Below are 18604 nucleotides of genomic sequence, written 5' to 3'. Positions count from 1 at the left end.
TCACTCGACCGCGAGGGCCTTGTCCAGAAGCTCTTGCCCGCCGGGGGTGTCGGCCACGAAGGCCGCGTAGGAGGTTTCCTGTGCGAGGGCGCGCCAGGCGTCGAAATCGGCCTGGGTCATCTCGGCGATCTCGACGCCGGCCTTCTCGAATACCTCGCGGGAGGCGGCGTCTTCCTTCTTGGCCTCTTCGAGGTAGAACGCCTCGGCCTTCTCTGCGGCGGCGAGCAGGGCCTCCTGCTGCTCCGCGGTGAGGCCCTCGAAGGTGGATTTGTTCATCAGGAGCGGCTGGTACATGAACCACAGCGCGTAGTCGCCCGCCGGGGTGTAGCAGGCGACCTGCTCGTAGATCCGGAAGGACACGAAGGACGAGGACGAGGTGTTCGCGGCGTTCAGAACGCCGGTCTGCATGGCGTTGTAGATCTCGCCCGAGCCCATGGAGGCGATCGACGCCCCTGCCCCGGCGAGCATCTGCTCGAAGGCGCGACCGGCGGCGCGGGTTTGCAGGCCCTGGACGTCTTCGGGCTTGGTGATGCACTTGTCCTTGCCGGCGAAACCGCCCGCGAGGTAGCCGTGGACCAGAACCATGACGTCATCCTCGGCCATCTTGGCCTCGATCGCCTCCATGAACGCGCTTTCGTTCAGGCGCGCCGCGTGATCGTGATTCTTCACCAGGCCCGGCATCAGGGTCAGGTTGAAGGCCGGCTGCTGGCCGCCTGCGTAGCTGAGCGGGAAGACGGTCATGTCGAGTTGGCCGCGCGACAGGGGCTTGTACTGCTCCCGCGCCTTGAAGAGCGACTGGGACCCGAAGATCTTGATCTCGAGATCCACGTCCGCCGCGGCGACCTCGTCGGCCACGATCTGGGCGACCTGGTGGCGGATGTCCTGGTTGGACCACTGGTGCGACAGGCGCAGTTCCGTGGCGCCGGCCATGGTCGCGACCCCGAGGGCCGATGCGGCGACCGCCGCAAGCAAAGTATGTTTCATGGATTTTCCTCCCGTTAAGTCTCGCCCTGTGACGAGTTGCGATCAACGTGACCTAGATCGCATGCCAAGTCAAGCAAACTGTATACAATTTACACGCTATTGCATTTCATGCGGGCTTGGCCCATGGTCAGGGGATGGACACGCGCCGCGCAGACACCATTGCCCAGGAACTGGAGAACATGATCCTCACCGGAGGGTTCTCGGACGGCGACCGATTGAACGAGATCAAGCTGGCAGAGCATTTCGGCGTATCGCGCACCCCGATTCGCGAGGCGTTCTATCACCTCGGGACGGCGGGTCTGGTGGAACAAATTCCGCGCAGAGGCGTGTTTGTCCGCCATCCCGGGCCAATGGAGCTGATCGCGCTGTTCGAGTACATGGCCGAGTTGGAGGCCGCCTGCGGCCGCCTGGCCGCCCCCCGGATCAGCGACGCTGCGCTGGACGATCTGGAGCAGGCCAACGCCACCTGCGAGGCGGCGGTGGAAGCCGCGGACAGCGATGGCTACTACCGGGAGAACGAGCGCTTCCACCACATCATTTACGCCGAATCCGGGAACAGTTTTCTGCAAAACGACGTAATACGTCTGCACAAGCGCCTCAAACCCTTCCGCAGGATCCAATTGCAGCTGCGCGGGCGGCTGTCGCAGTCCATGGCCGAGCACCGCGCGATCGTCGCCGCCCTGGCCGCCGGAGACGCGATTGCCGCCGGGGAGGCCCTGCGCAGCCATGTCGCCGTGCAGGGCGAAAAGTTCCATCATGTGCTCGCCAGCATGCAGAAAGTGGCGGAGTAAACCCACCCCTGTCGCAGCGTCGGGACTTCAAAACCGGCGCATATCGGACTAGGCCAGTTGCCGGTCCACGAGGTTCGGGCCGTGTAACGCGTTGCCAGGTGCCCAGAATGACAGAGATCTTTACGGACCGGATGATCGCATCGGTCCTGCAAGAGGCCGCATCGGCACCCCGGATCGACTATGACGTGGCGCGGGCGCTGGCCAAGGCCTACCCCGAGGCAAGCGGTCTGGCGCTGGTCTTTGCCATCGCCTCCGCCGCGAGCGGGTTGGAGGACATGGCGGGCGATCCCAAGGCCGCCGGGCTCTACAGGCTGGCGGCGATGGTGGCGGCGGACCTTTTCGCCTTCGAGGCGCGCGGGCAGGCCATGCCGAACGGGGCCGCCCTGCTCAAGCTGTGGCTGAGCGAGTTGCCCTGATCAGGCCATGACCCCGGTCGCGGCCTCTGCAGCGGCCCGGATCGCGGCGATATTGGCCCCGTAAGGCGCGGGATCGGCGACCGAGCCGCCCTTGAACACTGCCGAGCCTGCGACCAGCACATCCGCCCCGGCCTTGGCCACCAGCGGCGCGGTCTGAGGCGTCACACCTCCGTCGATCTCGATATGGATGGGGCGGTCGCCGATCATGGCGCGCAGGTCGCGGATCTTGGCCGACATGTCGAGGAACTTCTGCCCGCCGAAGCCCGGGTTCACGGTCATCACGCAGACGAGGTCGACCATGTCCAGCAGATGGCCCACATCCCCAAGCCCGGTGCCCGGGTTGAGCGCGAGCCCCGCCTTGGCCCCGGCCCCGCGGATCGCTTGCAGGGTGCGGTGAATATGGGGCCCGGCCTCCAGATGCGCGGTGATCACGTCCGCACCCGCATCGGCGAAGGCGTCGATATAGGGGTCCACCGGCGCAATCATCAGATGCACATCCATCACCCCCTTGATATGGGGCCGGATCGCGGCACAGGTCGCAGGACCGAAGGTGATGTTGGGCACGAAATGGCCGTCCATCACATCCACATGGACCCAGTCGGCGCCCTGGGCTTCCACCGCCGCGCATTCGGCCCCGAAATTGGCGAAATCCGCGGCGAGGATGGACGGGGCGATCTTGATGGAACGGTCAAAGGGCATGCGCATTCTCCTGTTGGCGCGGCTATAGCCCGGCGCACGCCCGGGATCAACAAACCCGCCACGCTCCTTCTTCCCGAAATACACCGGGAGCAACGCGCCCTGACCCGCGCGCCTCAGGCCCCGGCGGGGATCACACGGAGCGACACGATCTTGTAGGGCGTCAGTTCCAACGTGACCTCCCGGCCGCGCATGGCCACCGGGCCGATGTCGTCCTCAAGGATGGTGACGGCGCGCACCTCGCCCAGGTTGAACCCGAAACGTAGCGTGACGGGGCCGCGCGTGCGCTCGTTCTCGAAGAGACGCACGATATAGCCCTGCCCGTCCTCGGCCCGCTTGACCGTGTCGATCACGGTCGAAAAGCCCGAGACGCCGACCATCTGCACCAGGGCTGCGTCCCCCTGCCCCGCCGCGACGGGTCGGCAAAGCACCGGATTGTTGAGGATATAACCGCTCTCGGTCACGTCGGAGCGCCAATTGCCTTCATGCGGCAGGAGCGCATAGGTCATCTCGTGGCGGCCGCGGTCCTGCACCGGGTCGGGCATGGTGGCGGATTTCAGCAGGCTCAGGCGCATCACGTTGTGGTGGATGTCGTAGCCGTATTTGCAATCATTGAGCAGGGCGACGCCATAGTTGCCTTCGCTCAGGTCGGCCCATTTGTGCCCGACGCTCTCGAACCGGGCCCAGTCCCAGCTGGTGTTGCGGTGGGTGGTGCGTTCGGTATTTCCGAACTGGATGTCGTAGGTGGCACGGGGAGAGAAGACCTCCACCGGGAAGGCGCATTTGAGCAGGATGTGAGAGGTTTGCCAGTCCACGTCGGTCTTGAACTCGATCCGCTTGGAGTTGTGGTGCAGGCTGATGCGCTGGGTGATTGTGGAGCCGCGCCAGTGGTGTTCGACCTCCAGTGACGCGCGCAGGGGGCCACGTTCGGTGATGGCGAAGCGGACGGGCGCGTCGATCACCTCGCAGCGGTCTTCGTAGAAGATGTCGATATCCCAGGCATCCCAGACCATGGGTCGGTCCTCGAACGCAAGGAGCTGGTTGCCGAAGGCGTCTGCGGCGAGCACCTCGCGCAGGGCGGTCTTGTCGAAGACCGACACGAGCTGCCCATTGGGCGCGACATGGACCCGGATCAGGTCGTTTTCCAGAACGGCGCCGTCGGGGAAGTCGGTGATGCGCAGCGACGTGGGCTCGGGCGCCTCGGCGCAGGACCCGAGGCCGAGCGCGGCGTAACCCGGCAGGGCGGGCAGATCGATCAGTGTGCCATCGGCCACCGGTTGGGTGCGCAGGGGGCGGTTGGTGCGCAGGTCGCACAGCCCCGCCACCGGTTCGGCGAGCCAGCCGATCCGGTCCACGGAAAACCCGGTGGGGTTCACGGCCATCACCTGCGCCTCGGGCGGCATCCGGGTGGTGAGGGCGGCAAGGGCCGTATCGCGCGCGGCGGTGCCGATCTCGGTCACTTTGGCGTAATCGCGGGTCGCATCCTCGAAAACCTCGGTGATCGAGGTGCCGGGCAGGATATCGTGGAACTGGTTCAGCAAGACGAGTTTCCACGCCTCTTCGAACGCGTCGCCCGGATAGGGGTGGTCGGTGACAATCCCCGCGAGGCTCGCGAGGAACTCGGCGTCGTGCAGCAGCACCTCCGCCTTGCGATTGGCGCGCTTGATCCGGGCCTGGCTGGTCAGGGTGCCGCGGTGCAGTTCCAGGTAGAACTCCCCGGACCAGGTGGGCAGGTCATGGGCGGCGTTTTCCTCGACGCGCTCGAAAAACTCTCGCACGGTGCCCATGCGCACCGAGGGCGTGCCGGGCAATTCGGCATAGGCGCGGGCCGCCTCGATCAATTCGCGGGTCGGCCCGCCCCCGCCATCGCCGTAGCCGAAACAGGTGATCAGTTCCTGGTGCAGGTGTTTCTGGCGGAAATTGTCCCAGGTGCCGAAGACCTCGCGCGCGGTCATCTCGGCCTTGTAGGTGGTGGGATGGGGCAGGTATTGCACGGTGGAGGGGGTCGTGAGGAAGTGGCTGAGGACGCGCGAGCCGTCGATGCCTTCCCACCAGAACAGCTGGTTGGGCATCTGGTTGTACTGGTTCCAGTTCAGCTTGTTGGCGACGAACCACTTCAGCCCGGCCTGTTGCATCAGCTGCGGCAGGGCGGCGGTGAAGCCGAACGTGTCGGGCAGCCAGAGCACGGGGGTCTCGGCGGTTTCGCCGAACTTGTCGATGAAATAGCGCCGCCCGTACATCAGCTGCCGCACAAGGCTCTCGCCGCCCGCGAGGTTGCAATCCGGCTCGACCCACATGCCGCCCATGGGCTCCCACCGGCCCTCGGCAACGCGGGCGCGGATTCCCTCGAAGACCTGCGGATAGTCCTGCTCGGCCATCTCGTAGAGGACAGGTTGCGACGCGCTGAAATGGTAGTCTGGGTATTCCTCCATCAGTTTCAGAACGTTGGAGAAGGTCCGGCCGCATTTGCGCCGGGTCTGGTCGACCTGCCACAGGTAGGCGATGTCGATATGGGCGTGGCCGATGGCGAGGATGTCCACCTCCATCCGGCCCTTGTAGCCCTCCAGCGCGTCGCGCAGGATCGCGAGCGCGCCCGGAACGCTGTCGTAGAAGGCGTCGGAGCGGATGGGGTCGCGGGTGTCGAGGGCCTTGAAACATTGGTCTAGCGCCCGCAGGATCCGGCCCCGGGCGGTGTTGCCCTCTTCCATGTGGCCCGCGACGTCCAGCGCGCGGGTCACGAGCGCGACCAGCTTGCGTGTGGGGGCGTCGATCTCGACCACGGCGCAGGGCTTCATGAAGAGCTTGGTTTTCGAACTGCGGTCCGGGGGCCAGCCGCTCAGCCCGGTCCAGCCATGGAGCGCGAGCGTGTGGGGCGCGCCGTCGCAGAGGCCTCCGTCGAGGTAGATCTCGTGGTGCTGGCGGTCGGCGGAGGCGTGGCTGACCCCGTCGATATAGGCCAGCCCTTCCGGGTGGCAGAAGATGTCGCCCGCCACCCCGAGCGGCAGGTGCAGGGCCACGGGGCCGTGGGTGCCGAAGCCCGCGGGCACGGCGAAATTCGAGCGCAGGACGAAATCCTGGCTCCACTCGCCCCAATAGCTGTCGAAGGGGATTTCCTCCCAGCCGGAGGCGTCCACGTCCGCGCCCACGGGGGCGTCCGCCAGAGGACCGGGCAGCGGCAGGTAGCGAAAGGGCGGGATCGGGACGCGGCGGCGGTGGACGAGCGGGGCGATCAGCGGCAGGCGGCTGAGAATTTTCTGCTCGGTCCAGAAGATCTGGTGCTTCATGTGGGTCGGGGGGCCTTTGCGGGACTAGCCGGTGTGGAGGGTGAAACCGGGCACCTGGCCGCGGATCACGGTCTCGGTCGCGCGGGCAATCTCGGCAAGGCGGCGGGCGTCTGCCTCTTCATCGGCCTGGCCCCAGTCGCGGCTGACATCGGGCCATGGGATCGCCTCGATCAGCATGCGGGTGTAGGGGTGCTGCGGGTCGCCGATCACGGCCTTGGGCGGGCCGGCTTCGACCACGTGGCCGTGGTAGAGGACCATGACATAGTCGCTGACATGGTAGGCGGTGGCGAGGTCATGGGTGATGTAGAGGATCGAGATGCCGTAGCGGTCCTTCAGGTCGTAGATGTTTTTCAGGATCGTGGCGCGCAGGCTCGCATCGACCATCGAGACCGGCTCGTCCGCGATCAGCAGTTTCGGGGAGAGCATGAGCGCGCGCGCCACGATCAGGCGCTGGCGTTGGCCGCCCGACAGCTCGTGCGGGAAGCGACGCAGGATGAGCGCGCCGTCGAGGCCCACGGCCTCGCAGGCCTCCAGCATCTTGGCTTCGATCTCGTCGTCGGAGGTGCCGAGGCCGAGGCGCTTGTAGGGGAACTTGAGCGCGTGATCGACGCGGTAGAACGGGTTGAAGCAGGCATAGGGGTCCTGGAACACGGCCTGCACGTTCTTGCGGAATTCCAGCCGGTCGGCGGCGGAGTGTTTGGCGATGTCGGCCCCCTCGAACAGGACCTGCCCCGCGGAGGGGGGATTGAAGCCGAGCATCAGGCTGCCCATGGTGGACTTGCCGGAGCCGGACTGGCCGACGATGGAGATGATCTTGGGGGTCTCGCCATCGAGCGCGAAGCTCATGGGGTGGAGCGCGGTGACGTCGCCATAGGTTTTCGACACGGATTTGAACTCCAGCAGCGGGACGCCTTCCTTGCCGCGTTTCACGGGGGCAGCGTTGACCTCTGCATCCAGAAAGCTGTCGCCGCCGACCAGTGGGACCGACGAGATCAGCTCGCGGGTATAGGGGTGTTTCGGGGCCTCCAGGATCTGTTTGACGTCCCCGTGTTCCACGAGCACCCCGTCCTTGAGCACGGCCAACTCGTCGACCGATTGCGCCATCAGCCCCATGTCATGCCCGATCAGGATCAGGCCGGAGCCGATGCGGGCCTGCACGTCCTTGAGCGTCTGCATCACGTGGCGTTGGGTCACGACATCGAGCGCGCTGGTCGGCTCGTCCGCGATGATCAGCTCGGGGTTCAGGGACACGCCCAGCGCGATGCAGACCCGTTGTTTCATGCCCCCCGACAGCTCATGCGGGTAGAGCCGCCCGGTGCGCGCAGGCAGGCCGACGCTTTCCAGGCAGGCATCCGAGCGGGCTTTGAGCGTTGCCGCGTCGGTCTTGCCCTCATGGGCGACGATGCCATCCCAGATCTGGTTCTCGATCCGCATGATCGGGTTGAGGGAGTTCATCGCGCCCTGGGGGATGTAGCTGACGCGGGAAAGGCGCGTGAGGCGCATCTGCTCCTCGTCCAGCGACAGGATATCGGTATCGCCAAGCTGGATCGTGCCATTGGCCACGCGCCCCGAGCCGCCCAGCATGCGCATCACCGACAGGGCGGTTGTGGTCTTGCCCGAGCCGCTCTCGCCGATGAAGCCGACACGGATGCCGGGGCGGATGTTCAGGGACAGTTTCGTGACCGCATGGACCACCCCGCGCGCGGTGGGGAAGTCGATGGAAAGGTCCGTAAGCTCGAGGACATGCTGGTTCATCGGGGCCCTCAGATCTTGCGCAGGCGCGGGTTGGAGACCTCGTCGAGGCCGAGGTTGATCAGCAGGAGCGCGATGAACATGGTCGCCAGCAGGGCCGTGGGCAGGCCCCACCACCACCACAGGTTCTGGATCAGCGCCCCGGAGTTGATCGCGTCGTAGATCACCCGGCCCAGCGTCGGGATCCGTTGCGGGCCGAGGCCCAGAACCTCCAACCCGACGGCGGTGACGATGGCGGTGGTGACGTTGGCGATGAACGAGCCAAACAGGTACGGGATCAGGTTCGGCAGCATCTCGCGGAACATGATGTGGAAGGTCGAGGCCCCGCTGAGCTGCGCCATTTGCACATAGCCCGAGCGTTTCATGGACAGCACCTGCGCCCGGATCAGGCGGGTGGGCGATTGCCACATGAACCCCGCGATCAGGAAGGCCATCATCACGAGGCTCACATCCCCAAAAGACGCCTGGAACACCACAAGGATCAGGAGCGGCGGGATGGTGATCATCACGTCCGACAGCACGCGGATCGTGTCGTCCACGCGGCCGCCGACGAAGCCTGCGGTAAAGCCCAGGAAGATGCCAAGGCTCATGCCGATCACCGAGGCAATCGCCCCGATCATCAGGGTGTTGGGCGTGCCGATGATCAGCATCGCCAGCATGTCGCGCCCGGCCCCGTCGGTGCCCAGCGGGTAATCGGCGATCCCTTCCTGACGGCGCAGGTTCTCGAACCCCAGGGGCGGCAGTTTCAGGGGCGTGGAGCCGGTGAAAACGAGGTCCGTATCCCACAGCATCCGCCCAATGATCCCTCCGAGGATGATCACCAGCAGGATGCCCGCGCCCCAGAGAAGTTTCGGGTTCAGCCACGGATTATCGAAGCGATTGAAGCGGGAGACCGGGTCGAGATTGGCTTCGGCGGTCTGCTGGTTCGGGGCCTGCGGGTCGGGTGTCACGGTCATGTCGCGGCCTCCTCGGACAGGCGGATGCGCGGGTCGATCAGCGGGTAGATCAGGTCCACGAGGAACACCGAGAGCGCGGTCATCAGGATGATGATGTAACTGACGCCCTGGATCACCGCGAAATCCTGATCGAGGATCGCGTCGTACAGAAGCTTGCCCATGCCGTTATAGCCGAAGATCCGCTCCACCAGGATCTGCCCAGAGACCAGCAGCCCGATCTTCAGCGCAAATGCCGTGATCTGCGGCAGGATCGCGTTGCGCACCATGTATTTGTAGAGGACGTAGCGCGGCTTCAGCCCCTTGGCCTTGGCGAGGTTGACGTAATCCTCCCCCTGCACCGAGATCATCAGCCCCCGCATCCCGAGCGTCCAGAACCCGAAAGTCACGACGATGATCGAGAGCGCCGGAAGGGTGCCATGCTCGATCACCGACGAGATGAACGCCCAGTCCCAGCCGGGCTCCACCGTCAGCCCGTAGCTGCCCGTGAGCGGCAGCCAGCGCAGGGTGATCGAGAAGATATACATCAACAACAGCCCCGACAGGATCGGCGGGATCGAGGTGAAGATCATGAAGGTGGGGATCACGACCTTCCAGATCTTCGGCGTGCGCTCCCAGACCATGAAAGCGCCCAGCGCATTGCCGATCACGAAGGTAATGACCACCGACAGGATCATCAGCCCGAGCGTCCAGGGCAGGGCCTGCGCAATCAATACCGAGACCGGCGTCGGGAAGGAGGCGGTGGAGATGCCAAGGTTGAAGGTCAGCAGGTTGCCCATGTATTTGAGGTACTGGACGATGAGCGGGTCGTTCAGCCCGAAGTCGGCCCGCAACTGGGCGAGGATCGCCTCGCTGTCGGCCACGGCCCCGCCACCGGCGGCCATGCGCGACAGCATGATCTCGGCCGGGTCCACGGGCGAGAACCGCGGGATCAGCCAGATCAGCGTGGCCGCGATGAACACCGTCAGCACGAAGGTGATCGTGCGATTGATCAGATAGGATCGCGGGATGCCGAACATGGCCGTCTCCTCCTGGGTGTCACCGGGTCTGCGCCGGGGGCGGCGCGGGGCTGGGATGCCTGGCCTGCGGGTGCCGCGGCACCTGGGGTTTGGGGCGCACCGGGCTCCCGACGCTGCGGCGGGCCATCCCGCGGGACGGGGCCGACTGGCTTGCGCCCCCGGCCCCGGCCTGGATCACTCGACCTTTTCGAGGTTGTGGATGATCTGGTGCGTGTGGTTCCACCAGAAGAACGGGTGGTTGTAGTAGTTCTCCGACGTGGGCCAGCCGGTCCAATAGGTGGTATTCATCGGCAGGAGCTTCGCCGACTGCACCAGCGGGATGAACGGCATTTCCGCATCCAGATACTGATAGGCCTCCGCCACCAGCTCGGGCACTTCCGGGTCGCCCAGGGGTCGTTTCGCGATCTCGTCGACGATCGCACTGTAGGCCTCCGCCGCCGGGCCGTCCCACCGGGCGGTGTTGTTGAAGCCCGGGGAGCGTTCGCCCACCGGCACCACGTCCTTGACCGTATAGCGGCCCATGGACGCCCAGGGCTCGTTCACCGACCCGCAGGACAGCCAGCTATAGGACATCTCGAACGTGCCGAAGGGCAGCACCTCGCCCCAGAACACGCCGTTCTCCACCGGCACCGACCGCGCCTGGATGCCCGCGCGGGTCAATTGCTCGGCCACCACGTCGATGGTGCGGGTATACTCGGTGGAGGCCGAATTCACGTGGATGTCCACGCTGAGGACCTCGCCATCCTTCTCGTAGAACCCGTCGCCGTTCTTGGCCCAGCCCTCGCCCTCGATCAGGGCCGCCGCAGCCTCCAAGTCCGGCTCGTCCGACAGGCCAAAGCCCGCCGCCTTCACGGCGTCGATGAACGGCGCCATGGAGCCGTATTGCGCGAACATCGTCTCCGACGCCACGGTCGCGCCCTCGGCGGCGACATTCACGATCTGGTTGCGGTCGATGATCAGCGACACGGCCTTGCGCATCGCGGCACTGTCCCAGGGGGCGACGGTGGTGTTGATCTCCAACTGCCGCGCGCAGGGGTCGGCGGCGGCATAAGGGTAGTCGGAATACCAGGCGATCACATTTGGGTTCTGGAAGCGGATCGCCTCGAACGTGCCGACGGAGACGTTCTGTGCCGCGTCCATCTGGTTCGTGGCGATCAACTGCGCGCGGCTCTCCTCGCCCCCCGTTTCCAGAAAAATCAGGCGCAGGGGCTCGGGCAGGTCCATGAAGCCGGTCTTGGCGCCCCACCAGTCGTCGTTGCGGTCCCAGATGGCCCGGTTCGTAGCGCTGGAGGTGTAGGTATAGGGCCCGGTGCCGATGGGCGGAAAGAAGGCGAAGGTGGCGGGATCCTGCCCGGCCCAGATGTGCTCAGGCATGATCAGGAACGACCCGAAGATCCGCACCCCGAAATTTTCCACCAGGAACCGCGGGTTGGGAGCGTTCAGATTGAAGCGCACGGTCAGGTCATCGATCTTCTCGACGCTGGCGACCTGGGCCCGGATGGTGGCCGCCTCGCGCGAGGAGATCTCTTCGTTCTCCAGCGCCATGTTGACGGTGAAGACCACGTCATCGGCGTTGAACGCCTCGCCATCGGACCACTCCACGCCCTCGCGCAGGGTGACGGTGAACTCATCGTTGGTCTCGTTGCCCTCGAACCCGCTGGCGAGCCAGGGTTCGAGTTCCCCCGTGCCGTAATTCAGGATGAAAAGCGGCTCCCACATGGCCTGGTGCGCGCCATGCATCCGCTTGGTCCCCGGGGTGAACCAGTTGAAATTCTCCGGGTCCTTGATGGTGCGGTCCAGGTCGAAGATCACCGTGTCCTCGCGGGCAACATCCTGGGCGAGTGCCGCGCCGGATGTGGCCGCAAGGACCAGGGCGGAGACCGTGAGCAGCGTGCGTCTAAGGGTCATGTCTGTTCTCCTGTTGTCATCTCCGGCCATGGCGCCGGTTGTTCTTTTGAAAGCGCTTTGCAGTCAGAATGTCGCAGGCTGCGCGCGCAGTTCAAGCGCTGAGTTCCCCACAGCTGGTCAGCCGCCTGGTCGCAGGTAGTCCATCACCAGAACGCGGGTCGTGTCAGGCAGGGTGTCGGGGGTGATTGTGGCGTGGGGGCCAAAGGCGAAATCGACCTGGGCCTCGTCGAAATGGCTCAGGAAGCTTTCGATCCACATGGTATTGCGCGGCCGGTAGGTGAGCGTGCGAAAATGCATCGGGATGACCAGTTTCGGCTTGGCCGCGTCGATCATCTTCATCAGGTCGGGCAGCGCGATGGTCAGGTAGCCGCCCGCCAGCGCCAGCAGCACATCGGTGCCCTCGAAAAACGCGATCTGGTCATCGGTGAGCGGGTTTCCCACATCGCCCATATGGGCGATCTGCATCCCGTCCATCTCGAAGCGGTACATGCCGTTCTGGCCGGGCACCCCGCGGGGGTGATGCTCCCACTCGGCGGCGGCGATGGCGCGGATTTCGCGGCCCGAAACGGTCTGGACCCCGCCGTGATCGAGCGCCACGTTCAGCGCATTGCACACCGCGGGTGCGCCCGAGATCAGGTCGGCACGGCAATGGGCATCGTCGTCGTCGGAGGAGATCACGACCAGATCCGCGGTCTCAGTGATGGGCGCGTAGCCTACGCCTTCGGGCGTGTAGGGGTCGGTTATGACCGAAGCACCGGCGGCATCCGTCAGCTTGAACGCCGCATGGCCGAACCATGTGATCTGCATGCCCGCCCTTCCCCTCCCAAAGTCGGTGCGTAATGGTGCACGATGATTTTGCATAGGTATGCAACCATAGGCCGCAAGACAAAGCAACCCTCTTCGTGACCTCTGGTCCGCGCGGGCGGGACGTGGTTTCGTGGCCGGGACGATCCCCGGAGAGAACGCGAGGCAGGACATGAGTATGACCTATTGGCTGGCAATCGGGGCGATTGCCCTTGGCGGTGCGGGCATTGCCCTGCAGGCGCCGATCAACTCGCAGCTGGCGCGGGCCTCCGGGGACCCGGTGGTGGCCGCGGCGATCTCCTTCGGGGTGGGGTTCGTGGTGCTGAGCAGCATCGTCGCGGTGCGGGGCACCGTGCCCGGCTGGAGCGCCATGGGCGGGTTGCCCTGGTGGGCGTGGTGCGGCGGGGCGCTGGGGGCGGTCTATGTCTGGGCCGCGGCGTGGAGCGTGGACCGGATCGGGGTCGTTACGCTGGTGGCGGCGCTGGTCTTCGGGCAATTGCTGACAGCATTGTTGCTAGATGCCATCGGGGCGTTTGGCATGGCGATGCGCGAGGTCAGCCCGACGCGCATCGCCGCCGTGGTTCTTGTCGGCGCCGGGCTGCTTCTCTCACGGCTGTGAACCGCGGGCTCAGTTGCCGCCCAGGTTGCGGGGGCTGTTTTCCGGCGAGACATCGTTGCCCCGGGGCCGCGCATGGTGGCGCCAATGGCCCGTCGGATCCGTGCCGCGGCAGAGGATCGCCTCGATCCCCCGTGCCCAGACCGGGTCGGTGATGCGCACCTCCGGCGGGCAGTAGCGGATCGTCAGACCGCAGCGGCGCCGGTCGCTCAGGTTCGCGGCCGAACCATGGGCCAGCATGTCCGCGTGAACCGACATCTCGCCCGCGCGCAGGGCGTTCGTGACCGGTGCGCCCAGGCGCTCGGCATCCACCAGTTCCTTGTTCAGCACCCCGCCCTCGGACGCCCGCCAGTCCAGCGCGCCCTTGTCGTGGCTGCGGGGAATGAATTGCATCGCCGCGTTCTCGGCATCCGCGTCGTCGATGGCCAGCCACACCGTCACCGTGCGCGCGGGCGCCAGATGCCAGAAGGCGGCGTCCTGATGCCAGGGGACGTGTTTCGGATCGCCCGGCAGCTTGCAAAAGAAATGCGACGCCCAGCAGATCACGTTGGGCCCCACCAGGTCCTCGACCACATCAAGGATCGCGGGGCCCGTGCAGAGGTCCCAGATCGCCTGGGCACGGGCCTGGTAGCAGTTGATCGCATAGGCGCCTTCGCGCCCGAGCCCCGCCAGAAGCCCGTCGAAGGTCACGCGATTCGCCTCCGCGACGCTGGGCGGGAAGGCGCGCAGACCGGTGAGGTAGCCCTCGCGGTTGTAGTGGTCGATCTGGGCCGCGGTCAGGGTCGCCGGGGCCAGGGTACGGACAGGGGCAAAGGACAGGTCGGGGGGCGTGTCGAGCATGGCAAGGCTCCTTTCCCGGTTAGTATTTCTCTGGTAGAGCAACGGATCCGACTGTAAATTGCCCAAAATATCCTCTGTGTTGACACCCGATGCCCCTGATCCTGCGCCATCGCGATTACCTGTCGCCGCCCGTGGCATGCCATTTCGCGCGCGTGACACTGGAGGACGGACCGATGCCCGCCCCCCATGGCCAGGATTTCCATGAGCTGTTCCTTGTCACCGGCGGCACGGTCCGACATCGCATCAACGGGACGCGGGAGGCGCTGCCCGCTCGGTCCCTGTGCTTCGTGCGTCCGAAAGATCGCCACGGGCTCGGCGGCCCGGCCAGTCTGATCAACCTGCTGGTGGCCCCCGACAGCCTCGCCCACTTGGTCGCGCGCTACCCGGAGTTGGATGGGCGCACGTTCTGGAGCGATGCGGCGCGCCCCGTGACCCTTGCCCTCGACGCCGACCAGGCGGGGATGTTGGCCCGGGCGCTGGCGCGCCTGGAGGAAGGCCCGCGCAGCCGTTTGGCGGTGGAGGCGCTGCTGCTGGAGTTGCACACGCGCATCCTCCGCCCGTTGCCCGCCCTGCCCGGGGGCCTGCCCGGCTGGCTGACCCGAACCCTGCGCGCTGCCGAGGACCCCGCCGTTTTCACCCGCGGCCCGAAGGCGCTGGCGGAGGTCGCGGGCAAGTCGCCTGCTTATCTCGCCCGGGCATTCCGAACGCATCTGGGCGCCAGCCCGACCGAATGGATCAATGCCCGCCGAATGGCCCATGCATCGCGCCTTATGACCAGCACTGATATGAGCCTGACGCGGATCGCGGAGGCCTGCGGAATCGAGACGCCAAGCCATTTCCAGGCGCTCTTCAAGGCCCATTACGGCACGTCGCCCGCGCGCTGGCGCCGGGCCCATCGCCACGAGGTGGTCCAGCCCGCCCGCCCGGCCCCGCGCGGGTGACGGTGCGGCGTGCTTGCGCCTTCTCCGCCCCCATGTCAGCCTTCGCAGGGAGAAGAGGAGACCATGCCGTGAGCAGCACCCCCACGGACACCCCGACCACGGGCCAACAGATCGACCTGCACCGGGGGCACCTGCCCGACACGGTTCTGCCCCGCAATCCGGGGCTTCCGCTGGACCTCGACTGGGTGCGGTCGGTGGCGGTGAACACCTCGGCCGTGGAACGCCGGGCCGCAAGCCTGCCCGGGCGGAGATCGGTCAAGAAGGACCATCAGGCGGCCTGGCTGCTGAAGGCGGTCACGCTGATCGATCTGACCACGCTGGCGGGCGACGACACGCCTGGCCGGGTGCGGCGGCTATGTGCCAAGGCGCGCCAACCCGTGGCGCCCGATGTTTTGGCCGCGCTCGGCATGGGGCCGGTCACCACCGGGGCGGTCTGCGTCTATCACGAAATGGTCCACGTGGCGGTCAAGGCGCTGGAGGGCTCGGGCATCCCCGTCGCCGCCGTCTCCACCGGGTTTCCCGCCGGCCTGTCGCCCTTCCACCTGCGCGTGGCCGAGATCGAGGAGAGCGTTGCGGCGGGGGCTGCCGAGATCGACATCGTGATTTCGCGCCGCCATGTCCTGATGGGCAACTGGCAAGCGCTCTATGACGAGATGCGGGCGTTTCGCGCGGCCTGCGGCGACGCCCATGTGAAGGCGATCCTGGCCACGGGCGAGTTGGGGGACCTGGGCAACGTCGCCCGCGCGAGCCTTGTCTGCATGATGGCGGGCGCGGATTTCATCAAGACCTCGACCGGCAAGGAGAGCGTGAATGCCACCCTGCCCGTGAGCCTCGTGATGATCCGGGCGATCCGGGACTATGAGGCCGCGACGGGGGTGAAGGTCGGCTACAAGCCTGCGGGCGGGATCTCCAAGGCCAAGGATGCGCTGGTCTACCTCAGCCTGATCAAGGAAGAGCTGGGCGATCGGTGGCTGCAGCCGGATCTGTTCCGGTTCGGGGCCTCGTCTCTCTTGGGCGATATCGAGCGGCAGTTGGAGCACCACGTCACCGGCGCCTATTCCGCGACGCACCGGCACGCGCTGGGCTGAGGGCGCGGCTTGAGTATTTTCAGAACAATGAAGGGGGCGGTGCGATGACGGTCAAGGAGATCTTCGAGACCATGGAGTACGGCCCCGCGCCCGAGGATGACGGGCCCGCGCAGGCCTGGCTCGATCGCCATGGCCGACGCTTCGGTGTGTTCATCGGCGGCACGTTTCAGGCACCGGGCAAGACCTTTGCCACCCGCAATCCGGCCCGGGGCACGGAACTGGCGCAGGTCACCCAGGGCACGGAGGCGGATATCGAGGCCGCCGTGACCGCCGCGCGCCGCGCGCAGCCCGCCTGGGCGCGATTGGGCGGGCAGGGCCGGGCGCGGGTGCTCTATGCAATTGCGCGACTCTTGCAGAAACATTCACGCCTTTTCGCGGTGCTGGAGACACTCGACAACGGCAAGCCCATCCGCGAGAGCCGGGACATCGACATTCCCCTGGCGCAGCGGCACTTCTACTACCATGCGGGCATGGCCGCGCTGATGGAGGACGAACTGCCCGACCGGGTGCCGGTGGGGGTCTGCGGGCAGATCGTGCCGTGGAACTTCCCGCTGCTGATGCTGGCGTGGAAGATCGCGCCCGCGCTGGCCATGGGCAACACGGTGGTGTTGAAGCCTGCGGAATGGACGCCCCTGACGGCATTGCTTTTCGCCGAGATCTGCGGCGAGGCGGGGGTGCCGCCGGGGGTGGTGAACATCGTCACCGGCGACGGGGCGACGGGGGCCGCGCTGGTGTCGCATCCCGGCGTGGACAAGATCGCCTTCACCGGCTCGACCGACGTGGGCCGGGAGATCCGGCGCGCCACGGCAGGCACGGGCAAGGCGCTGACGCTCGAGCTGGGCGGAAAGTCGCCCTACATCGTGTTCGAGGATGCGGATCTCGATTCGGCGGTCGAGGGGCTGGTGGACGCGATCTGGTTCAACCAGGGGCAGGTGTGCTGCGCGGGCTCGCGACTGCTTGTGCAGGAAGGCATCGCAGAGGCGTTCTACGCCAAGCTGCGCGCGCGGATGGCGACCCTGCGCATCGGCGATCCGCTCGACAAGTGCATCGACGTGGGCGCGATGGTGGACCCGGCGCACTGCGCCAAGGTGGCCGAGATGGTCACGGGCAGTAACGGGGAGGTGCACCAGCCCGGCACGGTTCCGGCGGAGGGCGCGTTCTATCCACCCACCCTGATCACCGGGCTTGAGCCCGCCGATCCGCTGATGCGGGACGAGATTTTCGGGCCTGTGCTGGTCGCGACCACCTTCCGCACGCCCGCCGAGGCGGTGGAGGTGGCCAATGCCACGCGCTACGGACTGGCCGCGACCCTGTGGTCTGAAAATATCAACCGCGCCCTGGACATCGCGCCGAAGCTGGCGGCGGGCGTGGTCTGGGTGAATGCCACCAACCTGTTCGACGCAGCAGCGGGGTTCGGCGGGGTGCGCGAGAGCGGCTTCGGGCGGGAGGGCGGCTGGGAAGGCCTGCGCGCCTATACCAAGCAAGCGGCGCCCCCCAAGGCGCTGGTACCGGTGGCGGCGATCCCGGCCCCGGCAGCGCCGAAGCCCGGCGGTCTCGATCGCACCGCCAAGATGTATATCGGCGGCAAGCAGGCCCGGCCTGACAGCGGGTACTCCCGCCCCGTCTGGTCCCCCAAGGGCGTACTGCTGGGCCATGCACCCGAGGGCAGCCGCAAGGACATCCGCAACGCCGTCGAAGCCGCCACCGGTGCTGCAAGCTGGGGCCGGACCACCGGGCATCTGCGGGCGCAGATCCTCTACTACGTGGCCGAGAACCTGTCCGCCCGCACCGAAGAATTCGCCACCCGGATCGCCGAAATGACCGGCAGCCGCGCCCCCCGCGCCGAAGCAGAGGTGTCGGCGGCCATCGACCGGCTTTTCACCTATGCGGCCTGGGCGGACAAGTATGATGGGGCGGTCAAGCCGGTGCCGATCCGCGGGGTCGCCCTGGCCATGCCGGAACCCGTCGGCGTGATCGGGGCCTTCGCGCCGGATGACGCGCCGCTCCTGGGTGCGGTGTCGATCCTCGGGGCTGCCCTTGCGATGGGCAACCGGCTGGTGCTGGTGCCGTCCGAGCCCTTCCCGCTGGCGGCAACCGACCTCTACCAGGTGCTCGACACGTCGGATGTGCCCGCGGGCGTGGTCAACATCGTCACCGGCGCGCATGAGGCCCTGGCCAAACCGCTGGCCAGCCATCTCGGCGTCGACGCGGTCTGGAGCTTCTCAGGTGCGGACATTTCCACCACGATCGAAGCGGAGGCCGCAGGCAACCTCAAGCGAACATGGGTCAATCACGGCCGGGCGCGCGACTGGATGCAGGCGGACGCGCGCAGCTTCCTGGCGCAAGCGACAGAAACCAAGACGATCTGGGTGCCCTACGGCGCCTAAGCCCCGCTCCACCTCCCTTGGCCCCCGTTAAGGTTAACGCGCCCCCGCATCCGGACCCGTCCCTTGGTCGACCGGAGGCGCGCAGCCCTTTTCATCTTTGGAAAAATACTCCGGGGTCCGGGGCA

General features: G+C 66.6%; 15 protein-coding genes. 6 read left to right on the top strand and 9 right to left on the bottom strand.

Going from position 1 to position 18604, the window contains the following annotated elements; genetic code table 11:
- A complete protein-coding gene (gene dctP, locus PVW48_RS08710) occupies positions 1-984 on the bottom strand; it encodes a TRAP transporter substrate-binding protein DctP (RefSeq protein WP_012179664.1) in 984 nt (327 codons plus the stop codon).
- 134 nt (positions 985-1118) lie between these two features.
- On the opposite strand from dctP, the gene PVW48_RS08705 reads away from it, so the two are divergent.
- Together PVW48_RS08705 and PVW48_RS08700 are read left to right on the top strand one after the other, a co-directional pair.
- Positions 1119-1775, top strand: coding sequence for a GntR family transcriptional regulator (locus tag PVW48_RS08705; RefSeq protein ID WP_012179665.1), 657 nt, complete (start codon positions 1119-1121; stop codon positions 1773-1775).
- A gap of 107 nt (positions 1776-1882) precedes the next feature.
- Entirely contained in the window at positions 1883-2191 is a 309-nt protein-coding gene (locus PVW48_RS08700) for a hypothetical protein (protein ID WP_012179666.1), read from the top strand.
- Here PVW48_RS08700 and rpe read toward each other — a convergent pair whose 3' ends face one another.
- From rpe to PVW48_RS08665, 7 genes are all read right to left on the bottom strand, one after another.
- The gene (gene rpe, locus PVW48_RS08695; RefSeq protein WP_012179667.1) at positions 2192-2890 is read right to left on the bottom strand and encodes a ribulose-phosphate 3-epimerase; all 699 of its coding nucleotides are present in this window, start codon (positions 2888-2890) and stop codon (positions 2192-2194) included.
- Positions 2891-3003: 113 nt separating this feature from the next.
- A complete protein-coding gene (locus PVW48_RS08690) occupies positions 3004-6171 on the bottom strand; it encodes an alpha-mannosidase (RefSeq protein ID WP_274581059.1) in 3168 nt (1055 codons plus the stop codon).
- Positions 6172-6195: 24 nt separating this feature from the next.
- The gene (locus PVW48_RS08685; RefSeq protein ID WP_274581058.1) at positions 6196-7926 is read right to left on the bottom strand and encodes an ABC transporter ATP-binding protein; all 1731 of its coding nucleotides are present in this window, start codon (positions 7924-7926) and stop codon (positions 6196-6198) included.
- An 8-nt stretch (positions 7927-7934) separates the two neighbouring features.
- The gene (locus PVW48_RS08680) at positions 7935-8879 is read right to left on the bottom strand and encodes an ABC transporter permease (RefSeq protein WP_274581057.1); all 945 of its coding nucleotides are present in this window, start codon (positions 8877-8879) and stop codon (positions 7935-7937) included.
- Positions 8876-9895 (bottom strand): ABC transporter permease, encoded by a 1020-nt coding sequence (locus tag PVW48_RS08675; protein ID WP_012179671.1) that lies wholly within the window; start codon positions 9893-9895, stop codon positions 8876-8878. The genes PVW48_RS08680 and PVW48_RS08675 overlap by 4 nt, the downstream gene beginning before the upstream one ends.
- Before the next feature lie 174 nt (positions 9896-10069).
- Positions 10070-11803: an ABC transporter substrate-binding protein gene (locus PVW48_RS08670; RefSeq protein ID WP_012179672.1), complete on the bottom strand. Its 1734-nt coding sequence runs from the start codon at positions 11801-11803 to the stop codon at positions 10070-10072.
- 117 nt (positions 11804-11920) lie between these two features.
- On the bottom strand, positions 11921-12610 hold the full coding sequence (locus PVW48_RS08665) for an MBL fold metallo-hydrolase (RefSeq protein ID WP_274581056.1): 690 nt from the start codon (positions 12608-12610) through the stop codon (positions 11921-11923).
- Positions 12611-12785: 175 nt separating this feature from the next.
- Here PVW48_RS08665 and PVW48_RS08660 point away from each other — a divergent pair, with 175 nt between their 5' ends.
- A complete protein-coding gene (locus PVW48_RS08660; RefSeq protein WP_274581055.1) occupies positions 12786-13226 on the top strand; it encodes a DMT family transporter in 441 nt (146 codons plus the stop codon).
- Positions 13227-13235: 9 nt separating this feature from the next.
- Here the strand turns inward: PVW48_RS08660 and PVW48_RS08655 are convergent, their stop codons facing one another.
- On the bottom strand, positions 13236-14063 hold the full coding sequence (locus PVW48_RS08655) for a phytanoyl-CoA dioxygenase family protein (protein ID WP_274581054.1): 828 nt from the start codon (positions 14061-14063) through the stop codon (positions 13236-13238).
- A gap of 89 nt (positions 14064-14152) precedes the next feature.
- On the opposite strand from PVW48_RS08655, the gene PVW48_RS08650 reads away from it, so the two are divergent.
- The 3 genes from PVW48_RS08650 (at position 14153) to PVW48_RS08640 (ending at position 18479) form a co-directional block, all read left to right on the top strand.
- A complete protein-coding gene (locus tag PVW48_RS08650; protein WP_274581053.1) occupies positions 14153-15004 on the top strand; it encodes a helix-turn-helix transcriptional regulator in 852 nt (283 codons plus the stop codon).
- Positions 15005-15114: 110 nt separating this feature from the next.
- Entirely contained in the window at positions 15115-16092 is a 978-nt protein-coding gene (deoC, locus tag PVW48_RS08645; RefSeq protein WP_274581244.1) for a deoxyribose-phosphate aldolase, read from the top strand.
- Positions 16093-16136: 44 nt separating this feature from the next.
- Positions 16137-18479: an aldehyde dehydrogenase family protein gene (locus PVW48_RS08640; RefSeq protein WP_274581052.1), complete on the top strand. Its 2343-nt coding sequence runs from the start codon at positions 16137-16139 to the stop codon at positions 18477-18479.
- Positions 18480-18604: the final 125 nt, after the last annotated feature.

Source organism: Dinoroseobacter sp. PD6, assembly GCF_028807315.1.
In the GTDB taxonomy this organism is placed as follows: Bacteria; Pseudomonadota; Alphaproteobacteria; order Rhodobacterales; family Rhodobacteraceae; genus Dinoroseobacter; species Dinoroseobacter shibae.
The sequence above is the reverse complement of the archived record's forward strand: the minus strand, read 5'-3'. Positions and strand labels throughout refer to the sequence as shown.